The 17,079-nt window shown below is 42.5% G+C and carries 25 protein-coding genes and 1 pseudogene; 20 read left to right on the forward strand and 6 right to left on the reverse strand.

The window, feature by feature from the left end:
* The first annotated feature begins 212 nt into the window (after window positions 1-212).
* Complete coding sequence (locus ACRC6Q_RS07800) at window positions 213-920, forward strand: DNA alkylation repair protein (protein ID WP_431466165.1); 708 nt, start codon at window positions 213-215, stop codon at window positions 918-920.
* 54 nt (window positions 921-974) lie between these two features.
* On the opposite strand, the gene ACRC6Q_RS07805 is transcribed toward ACRC6Q_RS07800, so the two are convergent.
* A complete protein-coding gene (locus ACRC6Q_RS07805; protein WP_431466166.1) occupies window positions 975-1,250 on the reverse strand; it encodes a hypothetical protein in 276 nt (91 codons plus the stop codon).
* A gap of 133 nt (window positions 1,251-1,383) precedes the next feature.
* Here ACRC6Q_RS07805 and ACRC6Q_RS07810 point away from each other — a divergent pair, with 133 nt between their 5' ends.
* The 10 genes from ACRC6Q_RS07810 (at window position 1,384) to ACRC6Q_RS07855 (ending at window position 7,988) form a co-directional block, all read left to right on the forward strand.
* The gene (locus ACRC6Q_RS07810) at window positions 1,384-1,818 is read left to right on the forward strand and encodes an NUDIX hydrolase (protein ID WP_431466167.1); all 435 of its coding nucleotides are present in this window, start codon (window positions 1,384-1,386) and stop codon (window positions 1,816-1,818) included.
* A gap of 145 nt (window positions 1,819-1,963) precedes the next feature.
* Window positions 1,964-2,179: a hypothetical protein gene (locus ACRC6Q_RS07815; RefSeq protein WP_058385191.1), complete on the forward strand. Its 216-nt coding sequence runs from the start codon at window positions 1,964-1,966 to the stop codon at window positions 2,177-2,179.
* 197 nt (window positions 2,180-2,376) lie between these two features.
* On the forward strand, window positions 2,377-2,799 hold the full coding sequence (locus ACRC6Q_RS07820) for an Rrf2 family transcriptional regulator (RefSeq protein ID WP_431466168.1): 423 nt from the start codon (window positions 2,377-2,379) through the stop codon (window positions 2,797-2,799).
* 24 nt (window positions 2,800-2,823) lie between these two features.
* On the forward strand, window positions 2,824-3,750 hold the full coding sequence (locus ACRC6Q_RS07825) for an NAD(P)/FAD-dependent oxidoreductase (protein ID WP_431466169.1): 927 nt from the start codon (window positions 2,824-2,826) through the stop codon (window positions 3,748-3,750).
* Window positions 3,751-4,150: 400 nt separating this feature from the next.
* Window positions 4,151-4,744, forward strand: a complete 594-nt coding sequence (locus ACRC6Q_RS07830) for a class I SAM-dependent methyltransferase (protein ID WP_431466170.1) — start codon at window positions 4,151-4,153, stop codon at window positions 4,742-4,744.
* A gap of 299 nt (window positions 4,745-5,043) precedes the next feature.
* Window positions 5,044-6,432: a M1 family metallopeptidase gene (locus ACRC6Q_RS07835; RefSeq protein WP_431466171.1), complete on the forward strand. Its 1,389-nt coding sequence runs from the start codon at window positions 5,044-5,046 to the stop codon at window positions 6,430-6,432.
* A 258-nt stretch (window positions 6,433-6,690) separates the two neighbouring features.
* Entirely contained in the window at window positions 6,691-7,140 is a 450-nt protein-coding gene (locus ACRC6Q_RS07840) for a hypothetical protein (RefSeq protein WP_431466172.1), read from the forward strand.
* Between the two features lie 155 nt (window positions 7,141-7,295).
* A complete protein-coding gene (locus ACRC6Q_RS07845) occupies window positions 7,296-7,541 on the forward strand; it encodes a hypothetical protein (RefSeq protein WP_431466173.1) in 246 nt (81 codons plus the stop codon).
* 43 nt (window positions 7,542-7,584) lie between these two features.
* Window positions 7,585-7,755 (forward strand): hypothetical protein, encoded by a 171-nt coding sequence (locus ACRC6Q_RS07850; protein WP_431466174.1) that lies wholly within the window; start codon window positions 7,585-7,587, stop codon window positions 7,753-7,755.
* A gap of 50 nt (window positions 7,756-7,805) precedes the next feature.
* Window positions 7,806-7,988: a hypothetical protein gene (locus ACRC6Q_RS07855; RefSeq protein WP_431466175.1), complete on the forward strand. Its 183-nt coding sequence runs from the start codon at window positions 7,806-7,808 to the stop codon at window positions 7,986-7,988.
* Between the two features lie 10 nt (window positions 7,989-7,998).
* On the opposite strand, the gene ACRC6Q_RS07860 is transcribed toward ACRC6Q_RS07855, so the two are convergent.
* Complete coding sequence (locus tag ACRC6Q_RS07860; protein WP_431466176.1) at window positions 7,999-8,208, reverse strand: hypothetical protein; 210 nt, start codon at window positions 8,206-8,208, stop codon at window positions 7,999-8,001.
* A gap of 117 nt (window positions 8,209-8,325) precedes the next feature.
* Between ACRC6Q_RS07860 and ACRC6Q_RS07865 the strand changes: the two genes are divergently transcribed.
* The 7 genes and pseudogenes from ACRC6Q_RS07865 (at window position 8,326) to ACRC6Q_RS07895 (ending at window position 12,685) form a co-directional block, all read left to right on the forward strand.
* Window positions 8,326-8,469, forward strand: coding sequence for a hypothetical protein (locus tag ACRC6Q_RS07865; RefSeq protein WP_431466177.1), 144 nt, complete (start codon window positions 8,326-8,328; stop codon window positions 8,467-8,469).
* 61 nt (window positions 8,470-8,530) lie between these two features.
* Window positions 8,531-8,941, forward strand: a complete 411-nt coding sequence (locus tag ACRC6Q_RS07870; RefSeq protein ID WP_431466178.1) for an HIT family protein — start codon at window positions 8,531-8,533, stop codon at window positions 8,939-8,941.
* Between the two features lie 77 nt (window positions 8,942-9,018).
* Window positions 9,019-10,263: an MFS transporter gene (locus tag ACRC6Q_RS07875; protein WP_431466179.1), complete on the forward strand. Its 1,245-nt coding sequence runs from the start codon at window positions 9,019-9,021 to the stop codon at window positions 10,261-10,263.
* Between the two features lie 242 nt (window positions 10,264-10,505).
* Window positions 10,506-10,667, forward strand: a pseudogene (locus ACRC6Q_RS07880) (GNAT family N-acetyltransferase); the annotation flags it as partial.
* A gap of 207 nt (window positions 10,668-10,874) precedes the next feature.
* Window positions 10,875-11,150: an ArsR/SmtB family transcription factor gene (locus ACRC6Q_RS07885; protein ID WP_431466328.1), complete on the forward strand. Its 276-nt coding sequence runs from the start codon at window positions 10,875-10,877 to the stop codon at window positions 11,148-11,150.
* Between the two features lie 40 nt (window positions 11,151-11,190).
* A complete protein-coding gene (locus tag ACRC6Q_RS07890; protein WP_431466180.1) occupies window positions 11,191-11,577 on the forward strand; it encodes a VOC family protein in 387 nt (128 codons plus the stop codon).
* A 409-nt stretch (window positions 11,578-11,986) separates the two neighbouring features.
* A complete protein-coding gene (locus tag ACRC6Q_RS07895) occupies window positions 11,987-12,685 on the forward strand; it encodes a Na-translocating system protein MpsC family protein (protein ID WP_431466181.1) in 699 nt (232 codons plus the stop codon).
* A gap of 23 nt (window positions 12,686-12,708) precedes the next feature.
* On the opposite strand, the gene ACRC6Q_RS07900 is transcribed toward ACRC6Q_RS07895, so the two are convergent.
* Window positions 12,709-13,122 carry an Lrp/AsnC family transcriptional regulator gene (locus ACRC6Q_RS07900; RefSeq protein WP_431466182.1) on the reverse strand — a complete coding sequence of 138 codons (414 nt, stop codon included), beginning with the start codon at window positions 13,120-13,122 and terminating at the stop codon, window positions 12,709-12,711.
* Between the two features lie 117 nt (window positions 13,123-13,239).
* On the opposite strand from ACRC6Q_RS07900, the gene ACRC6Q_RS07905 reads away from it, so the two are divergent.
* On the forward strand, window positions 13,240-13,998 hold the full coding sequence (locus tag ACRC6Q_RS07905; protein WP_431466183.1) for an MBL fold metallo-hydrolase: 759 nt from the start codon (window positions 13,240-13,242) through the stop codon (window positions 13,996-13,998).
* Window positions 13,999-14,129: 131 nt separating this feature from the next.
* On the opposite strand, the gene ACRC6Q_RS07910 is transcribed toward ACRC6Q_RS07905, so the two are convergent.
* Complete coding sequence (locus ACRC6Q_RS07910; RefSeq protein WP_431466184.1) at window positions 14,130-15,329, reverse strand: MFS transporter; 1,200 nt, start codon at window positions 15,327-15,329, stop codon at window positions 14,130-14,132.
* 63 nt (window positions 15,330-15,392) lie between these two features.
* On the reverse strand, window positions 15,393-15,971 hold the full coding sequence (locus ACRC6Q_RS07915) for a TetR/AcrR family transcriptional regulator (protein ID WP_431466185.1): 579 nt from the start codon (window positions 15,969-15,971) through the stop codon (window positions 15,393-15,395).
* A 166-nt stretch (window positions 15,972-16,137) separates the two neighbouring features.
* Between ACRC6Q_RS07915 and ACRC6Q_RS07920 the strand changes: the two genes are divergently transcribed.
* Complete coding sequence (locus ACRC6Q_RS07920) at window positions 16,138-16,614, forward strand: immunoglobulin-like domain-containing protein (protein WP_431466186.1); 477 nt, start codon at window positions 16,138-16,140, stop codon at window positions 16,612-16,614.
* A 91-nt stretch (window positions 16,615-16,705) separates the two neighbouring features.
* Here ACRC6Q_RS07920 and ACRC6Q_RS07925 read toward each other — a convergent pair whose 3' ends face one another.
* Window positions 16,706-17,071: a hypothetical protein gene (locus tag ACRC6Q_RS07925; RefSeq protein WP_431466187.1), complete on the reverse strand. Its 366-nt coding sequence runs from the start codon at window positions 17,069-17,071 to the stop codon at window positions 16,706-16,708.
* Between the last annotated feature and the right edge of the window lie 8 nt (window positions 17,072-17,079).

Raw genomic sequence — 17,079 nt, forward strand, 5'->3', positions numbered from 1 at the left:
GGCTGAACCAAAATATAAAGAAGCTTTTGGGCTACTTAATTTCCAAATTTTTTGGAATGAAAGTAGCCTATTTTTTTTTAGATATAGGTGGTAGTATTTTTGCTTAACTGCTAAAAAGGATTACATAGTGTACACTTACATTAGGATAGATTGGATTTGATCCGGCGATTACTTAAACAAAAAGCTATTTTCTCAGGAAAGGGTGCAGACTGATGGAGTTCGAAACAGTGATGCAGGAGCTTGAGGCATTAGGCAAAGAACGGATGAAAAAAATATACCTATCCAATGGTGCACGTGAGCCGCTTTTCGGCGTGGCAATAGGCACCATGAAGCCGATTGCAAAGAAAATAAAAATTGACCAGCAGTTGGCGGAGGAGCTTTATGCGACGGGCAATTACGATGCCATGTATTTTGCGGGCATCATCGCAGATCCGAAAGCGATGACCGCAGCTGATTTCGACCGCTGGATGGATGGTGCCTATTTTTATATGCTGTCGGATTTTGTAGTGGCGGTGACGCTTTCCGAATCGGATATTGCACAGGAAGTGGCCGATAAGTGGATTGACAGTGGTGAGGAGCTGAAGATGTCTGCCGGTTGGAGCTGTTACTGCTGGCTTTTGGGGAACCGGAAGGACCATGAGTTTTCTGAAAGCAAGATTTCCTCCATGCTCGATAAAGTAAAAAACTCAATACACCATTCACCTGAACGCACGAAATCTGCCATGAACAATTTTCTCTACACGGTGGGGATTTCCTATGTGCCGCTGACTGAAAAAGCGATTGAAGTTTCCAAAGAAGTCGGTGTAGTAGAAGTGAAGCGGGACAATAAAAAAAGCAGTTTCCTGAATGCTTATGAAAGCATTCAAAAAGATGTGGCTAAGGGCAGAGTGGGGTTCAAGCGAAGATATGTCAGATGTTAATGGGAGAGGGCAAGTCCATGATGGACATGCCTTTTTTTATATCAAAAAAGTTTTTTACTCCTCACGAAGCTTTTTCGATGCATAGCCTATATACAAAAAGACGAAACCGGTAATCAATGTAGCAACGGCAAAAAGAAAGCCGAAAAAGCTCACCCCGATTCCAGCCTTTACAATAGGAGCAATGATTCCAAGAAAAATAGCATACACTAAAAAAGGCAGAAGAAATGCGGTAATGTAGCCCGAATGGATCCACCGGTGGCGTTTGTTTCCGGCAAATTTGCTTACAGAAAAACTTAGCAGTGCAATATAGCTAGCTAAAATTAAAATCACATCAAGACCTCCAGTTCGTCATTTCACAATAGAATAGTTGGAATTAGTTTACCCTTTTAAAGTGAAGCAAATACAAGAACTGACGAATAAGTTGCTGAATATAGGTCTTGAGAGAAAAGAGGTAGAAAACAGGATGAAAAGAGTAGATGTAGTCTATGTCCTTTTGTTCGACAGCAAAAAAGAAAATATCCTGACGGTGAAAAATAATACATTGGATTCCCCGTACTATACACTTCCTGGAGGAGCAGTTGAAACCGGCGAAACTTTGGAAGAAGCAGCTATACGTGAAGTGAAGGAAGAGACGGGATTGGATATTGAAGTAGGAGGCATGTATGCGGTGAGTGAAGCGTTTTTTGAAGAGCGGGCACATCACGCCATTTTCTTTACGTTCGAAGGGAAAATCGTTGGCGGAGAAATTAACCGGTCGCCTACTGACGAAATAGAAGAAGTTACTTGGATGGATGAAAAAACAGCAGAAAAGTATGCGTATGTTCCAAGTGAGGAAAAAGGCTCAATACATAGGAAGACAACTATTCCATACGTTCTTCGCGGGAAAGTATTTCATTAAGAATGAATAAGGATAGATGAATATTATTATATAATGTGGCTGGCCCGTGTTATAATAAAGAACTTAGGGCAATTATTATTAGTGCCTCAATTGAACGGATGCCAAAAAGCCTCCGCTTATGGAAAGAATATGGAGGTGTAACAAAATGAATAAACGATGGACTTTTAAAGAAATCAAAGCATTTGTCGAAAAAAACTCAGACAGTAAATTATTATCGACGGAATACCACGGTTTTTCTCAAAAGCTGCTGTTTAAATGTGCATGCGGCAATAACTTCGAAAAGACATTTACGAAATTCAATACGAAAAACCAGCGTAAATGTGACGTATGCCAACCGCCAAAAGCGCCGCGCGGCGAATAAGATATGAACGAAGCCCCAATTTCTGAAATTAGAAATTGGGGCTTTTTAAGTTGATCATAATAAACTCTATATATGTTAAGCATAGATGATTTTAAATTGAAATAAATAAATTGACTTGATTTTAAGTAGGTGGTATATTTTATTTAATTAGAGACAACAAGAGTCTGTAATATCTTTAAATGAAAAAGGAGGCCCGTATGAAATATTCAAACGCAACGAACTATGCCTTGCATACAATGGTTCACTTAATCCGTTTGCCGCAAAATAATACGATAGGTGTTCAGGAATTGGCGGAATTTCAAAAGCTGTCACCGACGTATCTGTCGAAGATTTTAACCAAGCTTACGAAAGCCGGATTGATTGAATCGACGCCAGGTGCCAAAGGTGGGTACAAAATTTCAAAGTCATCGAATGAAATTTCATTTTTGGATGTCATTACGGCAATCGAAGGGGATACCAACTTATTTAATTGTTCCATCCATCGTCATGAAGGCTGTCTGATTGAAGGAGTCATGAGACAGTCTGAAGAAAACATGAAAGAAGAGCTTCGGAAGCGGCTGCTGATTGATATTGTGAAAAAAATGGAAGAAAAAAGCCAAAGAAAAGAAAACGTCAACTAAAAGCTTCAGAAAGAAGATGATGACATGATACTGGACTGTGCCGTGATAGGCGGAGGGCCAGCGGGCTTAAATGCATCGTTGGTTCTCGGAAGAGCAAGAAGAAAAACCGTCGTGTTTGATGATAATAAGCCCCGCAATGCAGTGACTTCAGAAGCACATGGGTTTATAACTCGTGACGGGATAGACCCACAGGAGCTGAAACGGATTGCCCAAGATGAGCTGAATAGATATCCGGACGTCAAAATTGAAAAACAGCGGGTAGTGCACGTAAGAAAAGAACAGCAGCTATTCCATATTGAAACCGAAAATGGAATGTTCTATAAAGCTCGAAAGGTAATTTTAGCTACCGGTTTCAAAGAAGTTCTGCCGGACATCAACCGGTTAGAGGAGTTTTATGGAAGCAGTTTGTTCAGTTGTCCATTCTGCGATGGATGGGAGCTTCGAGATCAGCCATTAGCCGTCATTGCAGAAATTCCTGGCGCTTTTCATATGGCCAAAGTGGCTTCCAATTGGACGAATGACTTAGTTGTCTGTACGAACGGAAAGCCAATCCTTTCAGCAGATGAAAAAGGGATTTTGGAACAGAACGGCATCAAGGTCAATGAGAAAAAAATCCGCTCATTGATTGGGAAAAACGGTAAGCTGGAGGCAATTGAGTTTGTTGACGGCGAGCGTCTCTTCCGTACAGGCGGATTTGTAGCGTCACAATGGATACAGGCCTCTGCTATTGGTGCGTCACTTGGCTGTAAGTTAAACGAGCGGGGCGGAGTGGAAGCTGATCGTTTTCGACGGACCAATGTAGAGGGAGTCTTTGCCTGTGGAGATACGGTCATGGACGGCCCATCCCAATTGATCATCGCAGCTGCAGAAGGCAGTATGGCTGGGATTGCTGTGAATGGAGAGTTGTTGGAGGAAAGATTTGCACAAGTAAAAGTAAGCTCTATAAGTTGAACTAAAGAAGTAACATTTATATGCCGATTCGGCGGCTATGGAAGAGAAGAGAACAATGATCCTCCGCAAGCTCTGTTGTAAAGGTGAACCAAATTCTTCTGGCGTACCTTGGTTCCCACGATAAGCCGAGAAGAACACACACCTTACTGCCCCACCTCATCCTGAGCCGCACCGGCGCTGGAGAACTCTCAAAGATATGGAGCAAAACAGCGAAGACTCCTGCGGCTTAGCGATTCGACCGATACACCGCAGGGAGCGCAGCGGACGAGGAGGATTGGGCGGAAGCCCGCTGGAAAGCGGAGTATCGACTGAAATAAATCATTAATTCAACCTATACAGCATAAATAATTTATTTAGTAAACCAAAAGCATTTACCAGCAAATCAAAAGGAGATTAAAAAATGCCTAGTGAACACGTTAAATCCCACGGAACAGCTCATCAGCACGGAAAAGTATCTTACTTGGAGAGCGCAAAAAGAAAAGCGGATTTTTCACCGGAGCAATTGCTGAATAGGATTCCATTAAAGAGCACCGATCATATTTTAGATTTTGGGGCGGGAACGGGCTATTTTACGATACCTGCTGCTAAAAGAGTGGACGGCCAAGTTTTTGCACTTGATACCGATCAGGCTATGCTGGAGATGATCAGCCAAAAAGCAGCTAAGGAACAGCTCGCCAATATTGTTCCGATCCAGGGAGGCAACACAGGAATTCCGATCCCTGATGCATCAATGGATGTGGTAATCGCATCATTGGTATTGCATGAAATCCATCCGTTGGCGGCGACTTTGACACAGATTAAAGATGTACTTAAAAACGATGGTTATGTAATCGTCATCGAATTGGAGCCGAAAGGGCAGTCAACGCATAAGGCACCAAGAATTTCTATAGCTGGTATGGAAGAGGAGTTAGAGGCTGCAGGACTGCATATGACAGAAAAATTCTTTCCAACTGAATCTTTGTATGTCTTGATTGCACAAAAACATGCGTTTTGAAATAAAACCTTTTTTTATCTAAATTAGAGATAACGTGTATCTTTAAAGTATCTAATCGGATCATGAAAAGTACCATTTGAAGTTTACAAGGAAGGTGCAGGTTTAATATCTGCTCCTTTTCTATTGTGAAAAAAATAATCTTTTCTCATACATATGAAAACGAAATTTGAAAATCAAAAATTATGCGAGCCAGGTAGAAAAACAAATGATACTATTTAGAAAGAATATTCTTTTGCGATGATTTGCCGAAAAATAATTGCTGGAAATGATAAAACATTTAAAGAGATGGGAGATGCACCGTGAAGCTGAAAATATGGGCAGCAGTAATGGTCATGGCAATAGGAGTCATCGGGTTTATAGCTTTGAGGACCACTTTCTTTTGTGAAGACTGCGGACCTCAGGAATCCGGAAGAGTGGAAGATACAGTAAACGCTATCTACGACTTGGAGGTTTTTCTGAATGAGACAAACGAATTTCAGATAGCGGCTTCTATCGACGTTACGAACTATTCATCGGACACTTGGGATGATATCGGTTTTTACTTGGTCCCTAATGCCATGAATTCCGAAGAAACCTCATTTTATGAAGATGACGATGTATGGCTGGAAATAACTGCGGTAACTGTTGACGGGGAAGAATCGGATTATAACTTGGACAATAATGAGTTGTTGGTGGAGTTGGATACAGATCTCGAACCGACATCCAATGTGACTATTCAAGTCGAGTATTCAATGGTTTTGCCGCAAAATGGCATGCGGTTGTCACAAGTGGACAACAACTTTTACTTGGCTCATTGGTATCCAATGCTTGGCTATTACCAAAATGGATGGGATATTGAAGATTATGACTCGAAAGGCGAGTCCTACGATACGGATTATGGGGACTATACCGTCAGCTATGACTTGCCCCAGGACTATTTGGTTGCCAGTTCGGCTGAAGATGGTGAAATCGTGGCCGCTTCAACTGGCACTGTGCAAGGCGACAACATAAAAGACTTTTACTTGGCCATCATGGATCCGGACGAATGGGCGTTTGAAACCGTAGCAGCGAACGATACAAAACTGCGGGTGTTTACACCTCTTTCAGCGGATATGCTGGAGGAGACTTCGGGAATGGCAGCGGAGGCCTATGTGTATTTTGAAGAACATATCGGCGATAATCCTTTTGGCGAGCTGGACATCATCGGGAATGACGGCTATATGGAGTACCCGAATATTATCGAAGTGGCAGCGGATGAAGAATCCCAGGAGTCTGTACTCGTGCATGAAATTGCCCATCAATGGTTATACTTCCTGGTGACGAATGATCCGTACGAGGAAGCCTGGCTGGATGAGGGGCTGACGGAATTCGCAAGTTCGCTTTTCCTAAGCGACTATTATGACGATGATGAATATGGATTCTGGGGCGCACAAACGGCTCAAGAGTACTATCCGCCAGAAACTTACGTGAATCTGCCGCTCGATAAATTCAAAGAGGAAGCCTATTACTCGACCATCTACGGCAAGGTTCCGATGCTGCTGAAAGATTATTTTGACAGCCTGGATGGACGTGAGACAGCTTTCGAATTTTTATCAGCTTATTACGCAGAATATCAATTCGAGCAAGTGGACACAGAAGAGTTCAAAGTGTTTTTTGAAGATTATTTTGAAGGGGACCAAAGTGAGTTTCTGGAAAGCTGGTTAAAATAATAAATAACAGGTAAGAGGAGAAGCTGCATTTATGCTTTTCCTCTTTTCCATTGTTTCGGAAAAAACCAGTCTGATTGCGCCAAAAAAATCGGAGCCAGTATTTAAGTGGAATATACAGATGCCAGTCCTGCTAAAAATGACATACAGAATCTACATCTAAAGTCTTAGTTCTAAGCACCCTTCAGGCCGATTAGTTATAGGTTAAAACCAGTTATGCTGTTCTTATCAAAGACATAACGAAACGGTGGGAGGTAGAGTATGCAATCTACACAAAAATTGGTTTCTTTATCCATCATTCTGCTGGTGGCTCTTTTGGCTGGTTCGGTATTATTTTTGAATTCATTAGAGAAAAATCCATGGGTACAGGATAAATTGGTCGAACTATTTCAAAACGATCCCAAAGTGCAACTGGATATGACCAGAGGAGAAGTCACGGTTTCAGCTGAGCAATTTGCGGATGAGATGATCCTCTTTGCGGAAGATGTGCTGATGTATCCTTTTTATATGCTCGTCTTCGCCTTATTCTGCAGCTTGTTCGGTTTGGTTATGATGGCGACTTTTCCATCAATTGCGGCTGTATTCCTTGTGCTGGCTGGTATCTTGTCGCTATTTACTTTGGTTCCAGCGATGCTCTTATTTTTTGCAGCAAACAGTTTACTGAAGTTGGAAGGCAGTTTAAAAGCAATGACCACCAAGAATGCAATTTGATGGATTGATAGACTGGTTGAGAAGAGGCGCTGGAATGCGCTTCTTCTTTTTTTAGCGAAAGAAAGTTTGATTTAATGCGAACCGGAAGGAATATTTCGGGAAATGGAGAATATAACCATATGGTGTAAAAAGCTGGATTAGCATGGAGGAACAATATGTACAAACTGCTTATGTTGTTGTATTGGCTTTGCGCAATCCTTACTCTTGCTGCTTTTTACGGAATGAATGCTTTAAGCGTAGAAACGAAAGACGCTTTTGACAATCCGGAAGTCTTTTCTTTGTTCACTATCTTTTCGAATCATATTTTCTTTAATCCACTGACGTTCATCCTGGTGGTGATGGCTTGTTTTCTGGCAGGTTTGGTTTGGAGTTTGATAAGGAATAGACCAAAGAACAAATGAGGGATTCATATTGCTGTTTCTTAAAAGAAAGGAAATTCAGCAGATGCGCAGTTATCTATATTACATAGTCTTATTGATTGTCATTCTCTTTGCGGCAGCAAGTACGTGGGGAGAGCTACACAAAACGATCCTGTACGGCATTGCAGTTGTCGGGCTGTTAGGATTGACCGCCATGAAAGTAATGGAAGACCGGCAAAAGAATAGCGAAGATTAATATCCAAAATAGGTTAAAATTTAACTGTGTATGTAAAGGAGATGTTTACTGTGTCTAATGAAGTAATCGGGATCATCGCATTAGCGTCAATAGCGATTTGGATTGCAGTTTCCAAAGAAGCGGTAAAACCAACGAAAGAGATCCAATGGCCGAAGATGTTGACCTTGTTGTCTGCCGGAACCTTATCGGCATTCATCATCACCATTTCACTTTTTCAAAGCCTGCCGCTTTAAGATGGACTCGTTAGTTTGAGTCTGTTTTTTTCTTTCTGTATTTCAAACGCCAAAAGTAGAAAATAATCCAGGCACTCAAAATCACCAATGAAGCAATAGATTGATATGCATAGTCTGCAAAAATCAAAATGGAAAATCCGATGATTGCGGTGGGGATCATGATGTAAATCCACATTCTCACTTCTTTATTCTTCCAACTGAGATCGAATCGATTTTCCACAGCCTTCCCCTCCTGTAAACAATTCTTTCTTGAAATTCATTCGAGCTAAAGCAGCGATCTTACCAACAGAGTATACAGTAAATAGGCTAATTGGAAAATGATGAAGGTGGGTGGGCAATGAGAGGGCTTAGTCAGATGGATAAGATAAACAAAGTTTGGAATGGTGCTGCTGAGATTTCAACGATGCAGCATGATTATCCTGAAGACTTGGAACTGCTGCCCTCTTTTTTTGATAAAGATTTTTTAGATATTGAGCTTTAATTTAATTAAAATTCACATTTACTGAGTAAGTAAGAGGCAGAATTAGAAAGGCAGGAAAATTATGTTTAATGAAATGAATTGTCCATTTTGTAACCCTGATAAAGACCCGAACCAAAAGATTGTATTAGAGAATACGAGCTGCTATTTTCTGCAGCATGTTGAAGAACAGGATGTATTGGAGGGCAGTGGTGTAATCGTCCCAAAGCAGCATCGCACCCTAGCTTTTGATTTAACGAAAGAGGAGTGGAACGATACATACGACTTACTGAAACTGGCCAGGGAATACTTGGACAATGAATATTCACCGGATGGCTATACATTGGGCTGGAATGTAGGCGCGGCTTCAAATCAGTCAATCAGCCACAGCCATTTTCATGTGATTCCCCGGTATAACGATGAGCCATTGGCAGGGAAAGGCCTGCGCCATTGGCTGAAGCAGCCCGAAAATAGAAGGAATAAGGAGACGCTCTAACTGAGAGCAAATCTTAAATGCTCTATTCTTAAAATACTCATCAAAGAAATTTTGTAGTATTTATGGGGGGAACTGCTTTGAAGCAAAACTTTAAAGAATGGAAAACACCTTCGATCCTCCTCGGTTCTTTGGGCATCGCCAGTGTGGGAGATTTCATTTATTTGGTTGCGATTAACATCATGGTTTACCAGATGACCGGTTCAGCTGCCGCTGTGGCAGGCCTTTGGATAATCGGACCCTTGACCAATATCGTGACGAAGTTTTGGACCGGCAGTTTCATCGATTATCGAAGCAAGAAAAAAATCGTTATGGCGACCTTGATTGCAAGAGCGTTGTTTATCGCAGTAATTCCTTTGGCACCGAATCTTCCAGCAGTGTATGCAATACTTGTCGTTCTCAGCATCGCGAAATCCTTTTTCGGTCCAGCTTCAATGACCTATATCACTATGCTTGTTTCTCCTCAAAAGCGAAAGCGATTCAATTCGTTGCGGTCATTCACGTCTTCGGGTGCTTTTATTATCGGACCGGCAATTGGAGGAGCGCTTATCCTGCTGAGCAATATCTCAGTGACGATGTGGCTAAACGCCGGATTCTTTCTGGTTGCTGCCATGCTTTTGATCGTTTTGCCTGAAACGGAAAAAATTGATCAGGCAGCTATTCCTGCTTTGACTCCTGCTCAAATCGCAAAAGACTTTACAGTGGTCTACGGCTTTATGGCAGACAGGAAATATGTTACGGTCATCTATCTGGGTTTTCTGGCAGTCATGCTCTTTTCTTTTGCGATGGATGTTCAGGAAGTTGTCTTTACTCAGCAGGTGATTGGCCTGACCGAAGTAGAATATACACTGCTGATCAGCATTACAGGTATCGGTTCAGTAAGTGGGGCGCTTTTGCTTTCGTTGTTTTCGAATAAAATCTCAATCCGATACATGATTGTGATCGGCTTGCTGACGATGACTGCCGGCTATGTCATCTATGCGTTTTCCTGGTCATTCGCCTCTGTTACAGTCGGCTTTATCATACTCGGGTTCTTTAATGTCTTTTTGAATGCGGGCATCATGACCTTTTACCAAAACAATGTTCCTGTTGCTGTGATGGGCAGAGTGACGAGCATTTTCGGGCTGGTCCAAAGCATTTTTCAGATCTTTTTCATATTGGCAATCGGTTTCTTGGCTGACTTTGTTTCATTGAAATTGACGATTGGATCTCTTGCAGTCATCATGCTGATTACAGCGTTCCTGTATTCCATCGCTGTGTTGAATCCAAAGTATTCCGGATGGTATGAGGAAGAGAATGATGCCCTTGAAGAAACGCTGGTTTGAGGCGAAATCAATGCCAGACAAACTGAATATGAGCAGAGTTAATCGGATTGGAGCGGGAGAGAAAGATGAAAATAGAAACTGCACGGTTGATCATGATTCCTTGTGACAGCCATTCACTGGAGATCCTGGAAGCTCAAAGCTATGACAACGGCCCTGAAATCGCCAATCACCTAAAAGAGCTTGGCGATGATCCAACATTGTATGGGTGGGGCAGCTGGTTGGTTCTACAGAAATCCGATGGGATGATAATCGGAGATGCGGGATTTAAAGGAAAACCGAATTCGGGACAAGAAGTGGAAGTGGGATATGGGTTCCTCGAAACCCATTGGGGAAAGGGCTACGCAACAGAAGCAGTCGAAGGGCTTGTGGATTGGGCGTTTAATGGGATGGCGATAAAAAAAGTGACTGCAGAAACCAACTTGGACAATATCGGATCCATCCGTGTGCTGGAAAAAGCAGGGATGATAAAAAACGAAGAATTCAGGGGACATGATTTATTGGGAACTGACGAATCAACAACGCTGAATACAATAAGTGATGAGACCGGATGCTATATGTGTTTGGTCTTTTTTTTATTGACATGCAACCAAAAAGTTGCATATAATAAATGTATGAAGAATAAAGATGCGGTATTCAAAGCACTCAACGACTCGACACGGAGGCTGATACTGGACGAATTATCTGAACGCAATGAAATGACTTTATATGAACTGACGATTCGTCTGATCACAAAGCACAGTCTCGACATTTCACGGCAGGCGATTGCCAAACATCTATCTCTATTAGATGAAGCAGAGCTGGTGAAAACAACAAGAAAGGGGAAATACCGGGTACTGACTTTCAACAAAGAGCCATTGAGAAACTTGCTGGAGGATTGGCTCGAGTAAGTTACGGAAGCATTTATTCATATGAAGGAGGCAATACAGGATGAACATACTTGTAACCAGTTTATTTGTCGAAGATCAGGACAAGGCTTTGAAATTTTATACGGAAACACTTGGCTTCATCGAAAAGAATGATATCCCAATGGGGGAATTCAGGTGGATAACGCTTGTTTCTCCGGCCAATCAACAAGGGACGGAGCTTGTCCTTGAACCGAATAACCATCCTGCCGCCAAAGAATACCAGCAGAAGATATTTGCGGACGGCATTCCGGCTACAATGTTCGGAGTTGAAGATGTGCAGAAAGAGTATGAGCAATTGCTGGATCAAGGTGTAAAATTCACGATAGAACCGACAGAGATGGGCAATGTCAAAATTGCTGTCTTGGATGATACGTGCGGAAATCTGATTCAAATTGCGCAAATACTGTAATTGCAGGCGTATAAACAATCAAAAAACCATCTTTCAGCTGAAGGATGGTTTTTTTATCGTTTGTTAAACGGTTTTTTCGAGTACGGTGTCAATAATAACTTTATCGATTCATCTGGAAACTGGAACAGTCCAGTAGCAAAGCACTAAAAACGATTTTCTTTACTTTACAGAAAATTCAAGATAAAGTTTAGATAAAGAAATCAACAGGTCAATCTCTAGAAGAGAAGAAAACTTCAATGGAGTGGCCAAGTATTCCGGACAGTAGAGCTGGAAATACCGCCAAAAAGAATGATTCATTCTTTTTGGCGGTATTTTTTTGTAGCAGCTTGGGAATCCGAAAAACCCTTGCTTTCAATCTTCTGCTGACGGATAAATCTATCGCTCAAGAGAAAAAAAGGAGGGGCTTCTGATGACTCGTGAACAGCATAGCCAACCATTAATTTCTCACTACATCGAAAAATTCCTGGATGAGCATTTCGGGGAGAAACCGGAGCAGGTGTCAGTCACTCTTCGCCCTCCATTCCTCCTGATCCACTTGGACGGTTTTATCTTGCCGTCCGAGAAAATGTTTGTAGAGAAAGGCCAATGGAATAAAGTGTTGGAAATAAGGGATTTACTGATCGATTCGGTAAAAGCGGATCTACTGACCGGGTTGCAGGCGTACAGCAATGGGAAACTAACTAATCTGTATGCGGACTGGAATCTCTCCAAGAGGAGCGGCATGCTGATTGCGACTATGGAAAAGGACAACCTGCAGGAAGAATTTCCATGGCCAAAGCGAGTCGATGAAGACACATTGCGGGAAATCATTCTCCTCAACAGCATGACTACCCAAAGAATACCGGATCAGACGAATTTCTATTGGTTGAGCGACCAGGTTTTGCTGATCGAACGCATCGGTATCCTTATAGATATTGAAAAGAAACTGGTCGAGAATGGAGTCACGAAAGAACTGCGCTTGGCCAAGCGGCCTTTGGAATTGCGGATCACTCAATTATTCAATTTGGAATCCATCCTGAATGGCCAGGTGCTGGACCTCTTTGTGGATTGGGACTTTCAGCGGGAAGTCAGCTATTTGGTGCTTTTGCTGGAGGAGCGAAAAACGTGAGCTGATGACGCAACCAGAAGAATCTACTGCTTATTGATAACAAGTGACAATCGATAATTTACATGTTTGTTCAAATCAATCAGAAAATCATCCAGCTGTTCATTGGATGGGAATTTGCATTCAAGAAGATAGCAGCTATCCCCGCTGATCTTGTAGTTGTTTATCACGAATAATTTCTGTGTTTTCAGGAAAGATAAATAAGGCTGATGATCCCTGTTTTCTGTGATGATGCTGATCATTGCATGCACAGGATAACCCATTTTCACTTGGTTGATTTGGACAGTATAGCCTTCGATGATGCCGCTTGATTCTAACTTTTCTACACGTGCGGACGTTGCAGGTCCACTCAGGTGAATTTTTTGACCTAACTCTTTCATTGTAATACGGCTATTTCTCGATAGTTCATCAAGAATATGTAAATCGGTGTGATCCAACATTTTTTCAAATCCTTTCACAAATAAAGTAAAACGGCAAAAAGACTTCATCCATCCTCTGTATTTCCGAATCGGTTAACATGTATACTGGGTTCACATTCAACAAAAGGAGCTGTACAGATGAATATACACCATATCCGAAATGCCACGCTGGTTGTAGAGTACGCTGGCAAAACATTTTTAGTTGATCCATTTTTAGCCGAAAAAGAGGTTTATCCGCCATTTCCGAATTCAGCCAGACAAGACCAGAAAAATCCCTTGGTCGGACTTCCGGTGTCCATTGAAGATATTATCGATGCAGATGCCGTAATTGTCACCCATTTGCACTTGGATCATTGGGATGACGCTGCAAAAGAGGCATTGCCGAAAGAGATTAAGTTATTCACTCAAAATGAAGAAGACGCGAAAGAAGTACAAAAAGCAGGCTTCACGAATGTGGAAGTCTTGCAGGGAGACACCGTCTTTGAAGGCATTCAATTGATCAAGACAAAAGGTGAGCATGGAAGAGGAGAAGTCCTGAAGCTTGCAGGAAACGTATGTGGCGTGGTCTTCAAACATCCGGACGAAAAAACCTTGTATATAGCAGGAGACACAGTATGGTATCAAGCCGTTCAGGATGAAATCGATGCCTATAACCCTGAAGTGATTGTCGTCAACGCTGGAGACAATCAATTTTTGGAAGGGGGGTCTCTGGTCATGGGCAAAGAGGATGTCTACTCAGTCCATAAAGCTGCTCCAAATGCTAAAATTATAACTGTCCATATGGAGGCAGTCAATCATTGGAATCTGTCCCGGGAAGAGCTGAAAAATTTTGCTGAAGAGAAGGGCATGTCTTCTAATGTATTGGTTCCCGATGACGGGAAATCCTATTCTTTTTAGAACAGACTCTAATTTGCTGGACATCTACTAATTGGAAATACTAAAAAATTATAAGAAAGCAGGCCAACTTGAATTTCCCAAGTTGCCCTGCTTTCTTTGTTGTAGCTATGATTACTTTGCCATCTCCAGGTTCAGGAAACTTCAACCGGTTTACTTGGTTCTTTTCCTGCAGAAACGGGATGGCTCTTCCAAGCATAGGTTAAAGCAATTCCGATTCCCAGTACGACGGTGGCAAAATAGAACGGATAGTTCAAATCGATGTCGAATAGGATGCCGCCGATAATCGGACCGAAAATATTGCCGATGCTCGTAAACATGGAGTTCATTCCTCCGGCGAATCCCTGCTCATTTCCCGCTATGCGTGACAGGTAAGTGGTGACGGCAGGACGCATCAGGTCAAAGCCGACGAATACCACCATCGTAACCAAGAGGATCGACCAATAGCTATTGACGAGTGTCATGATGAATACCAGAATGGTGGACACCAGCAGGCTGTAGCGGATCAGGCGGATTTCGCCGAGCCATTGCGTCAGCCGATTGAATAAGCCGACTTGGAAAATCACTCCGACTATGGCTCCGAGAGAGATGACAATTGCGATATCCATAGCGGTAAAGCCGAATTTATGGTCTACAAACAACGCGAACAGGGACTCGAATGCGGCCAGTCCGAATGACGAAATGAGGATGACCATAAATGCAATAAAATACATCGGTGAAAAAATCTTCTTAAACCCTGATTTTGGAATCGGCTGATGTTTTTCCTCAACTTCGTAAACGCGTTCCGGTTCTTTTAAAGTGATCAGCGACAAAATGGTCGCGAATAGACCGAAACCAGCTGCAAAAAAGAAAGGAAGCCGTGTGCTGATGTCTGCCAGGAAACCGCCGATTCCCGGTCCGATGATGAAACCGGTGGAAATGGCCGCAGACATGTAGCCTAACGCTTTCGGCCGCGTGCTGCTGGATGTGATGTCCGCAATAAATGCAGTTACTGCCGGCATGATGAAAGCGGCACTGACGCCTCCGAGAATCCGGGAAAGAAACAGGACTTCCACTGTTTCACCGATGCCGAACAGGAATTCCGAAATACTGAAGATCAGTAAGCCGATGATAATCATCGGCTTGCGGCCAATATTATCGACCCATCTTCCGGCGATAGGCGAAACGATGAGCTGGGCAAAAGCGAACGCCGAAACCATATAGCCGACTACTGTCCCCGAAATGTTTAATTCGTTCATGATGGTCGGTGTGACTGGAATGACGAGGCCAATTCCTAAAAATGCGATAAACAGGTTAAGCAATAAAGTGGAAAGAACTAATTTATTTGTTTTCATGTGGTGATCTCCTTAATATGTTCGCGCCTCATTGATAATGGAAACTGGAGTGAATGTGGATTATTAGATGCTCAAGCCGCGCCAAAAGATGGGCCAGACAGCCTGCAGGCGTTTTTCATATTTTTCTACGCCACTGTATACAAGTTCGGTCATGGTTCCTTCTGTGATCGTCAGGTATGCCAAAGCCGCATTAGAAAAATCCTCTGAATACAGTATTTTTTCCTGACGCTGGCGTTCACGGAGAAGGCGGGTTAAATGCCGATGCATGTTGTCAAAAAAGGGGTTGAACAGTTCTCCGACTTCTTTTTCAAGTTTGAGCGGTGGAAAATAAGCGACTCTCAGGATGAATTTCATCCGTTCATTGTCTTGGCTTTCTTGTGAGAACCAAGCAAAATAGCCGTATAGCATCGACTCTAGCGGATCATCCCGCATATCATTGAAATAACTGGCCAAATGAGTTTTTTGGGTGTGGAGGGAGTAATGCAGAGCGGAAAGGAAGAGATCGTCTTTCCCTTTGTAATGCGCATAAATTGATGGTTTTTTTATTCCGACTTCTTCGGCGATTTTGCTGAGGGAAGCACCTTCGTAGCCTTCTTTTGCAAAATGGCTGACGGCGGTTTGGAGAATATGATCTGCTTTCATCGGTTCACCTTCCTAACGGTCGTTAGGTTATAATCTCATGCGTTTATATTTTTGTCAATCCTTCACGCTTAAACTAGAGTGGTTCTTGAAAATCCTTATATTAACTTGATATACGTCAAGGCGGTGGAGCTGCATAAGAGCTATGCGGGGGGGAAGAGGTGTACGTATGAGAAAAATAATTCTATTTTTGATGATTGCTGTATTTGTAGTGGCTTGCGGCAACGATTCTACAGTATCGACCATAGAATATCCGTCGCCCGATCAGGAACTTGCATCCAGCAAAGCCGGCTTGTCGCTGTTTCTTGAAGAACATAATTACGAAGGATCGCCTTCCGTCATCGCTACAACGATCAAGAATGACAGCATGCAGGATTTTGGTTTCGGGGAATACTTCCATATTGAATTGAAGCGAAAAAGTGGATGGCATATCCTGACTCATTCTGACGCTGTATTTATAAATGATCCGCAATTGAATGATTTTGGGCTTGTGTTGGCGGCGGGAGACGAAACGGACATGCAGTTTTCCGTTGAGGAATTGGGAATCGTGTTGGCTCCAGGTGAATACCGGATCGTCAAAACTTTCTTGTCACAGGAAGTCCCAATCTTTGAAATATCGATTGCTTCGTCCTTTGTCGTCAACTAATTACAGCCAGCAAACAAAAAACGTCTATTCCGAGCCACTAACGGCTTAGGATAGACGTTTTTATGATGTAATTGACGGCCAACAGGGTCTTTTAATAAAGAATGGGACCTGTTCCTGCATTGCCGCCTTTTGTAATGTCAGTCGGGCGTAAATGTGTTTTTTCAGAATGCCGATAAAAGCTTGTGTCTACTGCAATTTTAACCCTCCAGATCATCCAAATTCCGAACAATAGCTGAAGGGCAACCAGTGCTAAGTAAAGTGGATTGGAAAAGGTTTCAGCAATAACAAAGAACAGGGAGAGCAGGACAGCCTCGATGACAACGACTCTTCCTGCCCACAACAGCACAGAGAAGAAAAGGATCAATATACCGATAATTAAAAATGCACTATGTTCATGCAGTAACGCATTAAACGAAAAATCGGTAGAAAATGGTGAAATAAACTGAATTGCATTCATTTTAGTTC

The organism is Planococcus sp. SE5232 (genome assembly GCF_050686535.1).
Classification (GTDB): domain Bacteria; phylum Bacillota; class Bacilli; order Bacillales_A; family Planococcaceae; genus Planococcus.

Coding starts and splice junctions, on each gene's coding strand:
- ACRC6Q_RS07800 (WP_431466165.1), top strand. CDS start 213: ATGGAGTTCGAAACAGTGATGCAGGAGCTTGAGGCATTAGGCAAAGAA.
- ACRC6Q_RS07810 (WP_431466167.1), top strand. CDS start 1,384: ATGAAAAGAGTAGATGTAGTCTATGTCCTTTTGTTCGACAGCAAAAAA.
- ACRC6Q_RS07815 (WP_058385191.1), top strand. CDS start 1,964: ATGAATAAACGATGGACTTTTAAAGAAATCAAAGCATTTGTCGAAAAA.
- ACRC6Q_RS07820 (WP_431466168.1), top strand. CDS start 2,377: ATGAAATATTCAAACGCAACGAACTATGCCTTGCATACAATGGTTCAC.
- ACRC6Q_RS07825 (WP_431466169.1), top strand. CDS start 2,824: ATGATACTGGACTGTGCCGTGATAGGCGGAGGGCCAGCGGGCTTAAAT.
- ACRC6Q_RS07830 (WP_431466170.1), top strand. CDS start 4,151: ATGCCTAGTGAACACGTTAAATCCCACGGAACAGCTCATCAGCACGGA.
- ACRC6Q_RS07840 (WP_431466172.1), top strand. CDS start 6,691: ATGCAATCTACACAAAAATTGGTTTCTTTATCCATCATTCTGCTGGTG.
- ACRC6Q_RS07845 (WP_431466173.1), top strand. CDS start 7,296: ATGTACAAACTGCTTATGTTGTTGTATTGGCTTTGCGCAATCCTTACT.
- ACRC6Q_RS07850 (WP_431466174.1), top strand. CDS start 7,585: ATGCGCAGTTATCTATATTACATAGTCTTATTGATTGTCATTCTCTTT.
- ACRC6Q_RS07865 (WP_431466177.1), top strand. CDS start 8,326: ATGAGAGGGCTTAGTCAGATGGATAAGATAAACAAAGTTTGGAATGGT.
- ACRC6Q_RS07870 (WP_431466178.1), top strand. CDS start 8,531: ATGTTTAATGAAATGAATTGTCCATTTTGTAACCCTGATAAAGACCCG.
- ACRC6Q_RS07885 (WP_431466328.1), top strand. CDS start 10,875: ATGAAGAATAAAGATGCGGTATTCAAAGCACTCAACGACTCGACACGG.
- ACRC6Q_RS07890 (WP_431466180.1), top strand. CDS start 11,191: ATGAACATACTTGTAACCAGTTTATTTGTCGAAGATCAGGACAAGGCT.
- ACRC6Q_RS07895 (WP_431466181.1), top strand. CDS start 11,987: ATGACTCGTGAACAGCATAGCCAACCATTAATTTCTCACTACATCGAA.
- ACRC6Q_RS07900 (WP_431466182.1), bottom strand. CDS start 13,122: ATGTTGGATCACACCGATTTACATATTCTTGATGAACTATCGAGAAAT.
- ACRC6Q_RS07905 (WP_431466183.1), top strand. CDS start 13,240: ATGAATATACACCATATCCGAAATGCCACGCTGGTTGTAGAGTACGCT.
- ACRC6Q_RS07910 (WP_431466184.1), bottom strand. CDS start 15,329: ATGAAAACAAATAAATTAGTTCTTTCCACTTTATTGCTTAACCTGTTT.
- ACRC6Q_RS07915 (WP_431466185.1), bottom strand. CDS start 15,971: ATGAAAGCAGATCATATTCTCCAAACCGCCGTCAGCCATTTTGCAAAA.
- ACRC6Q_RS07920 (WP_431466186.1), top strand. CDS start 16,138: ATGAGAAAAATAATTCTATTTTTGATGATTGCTGTATTTGTAGTGGCT.
- ACRC6Q_RS07925 (WP_431466187.1), bottom strand. CDS start 17,071: ATGAATGCAATTCAGTTTATTTCACCATTTTCTACCGATTTTTCGTTT.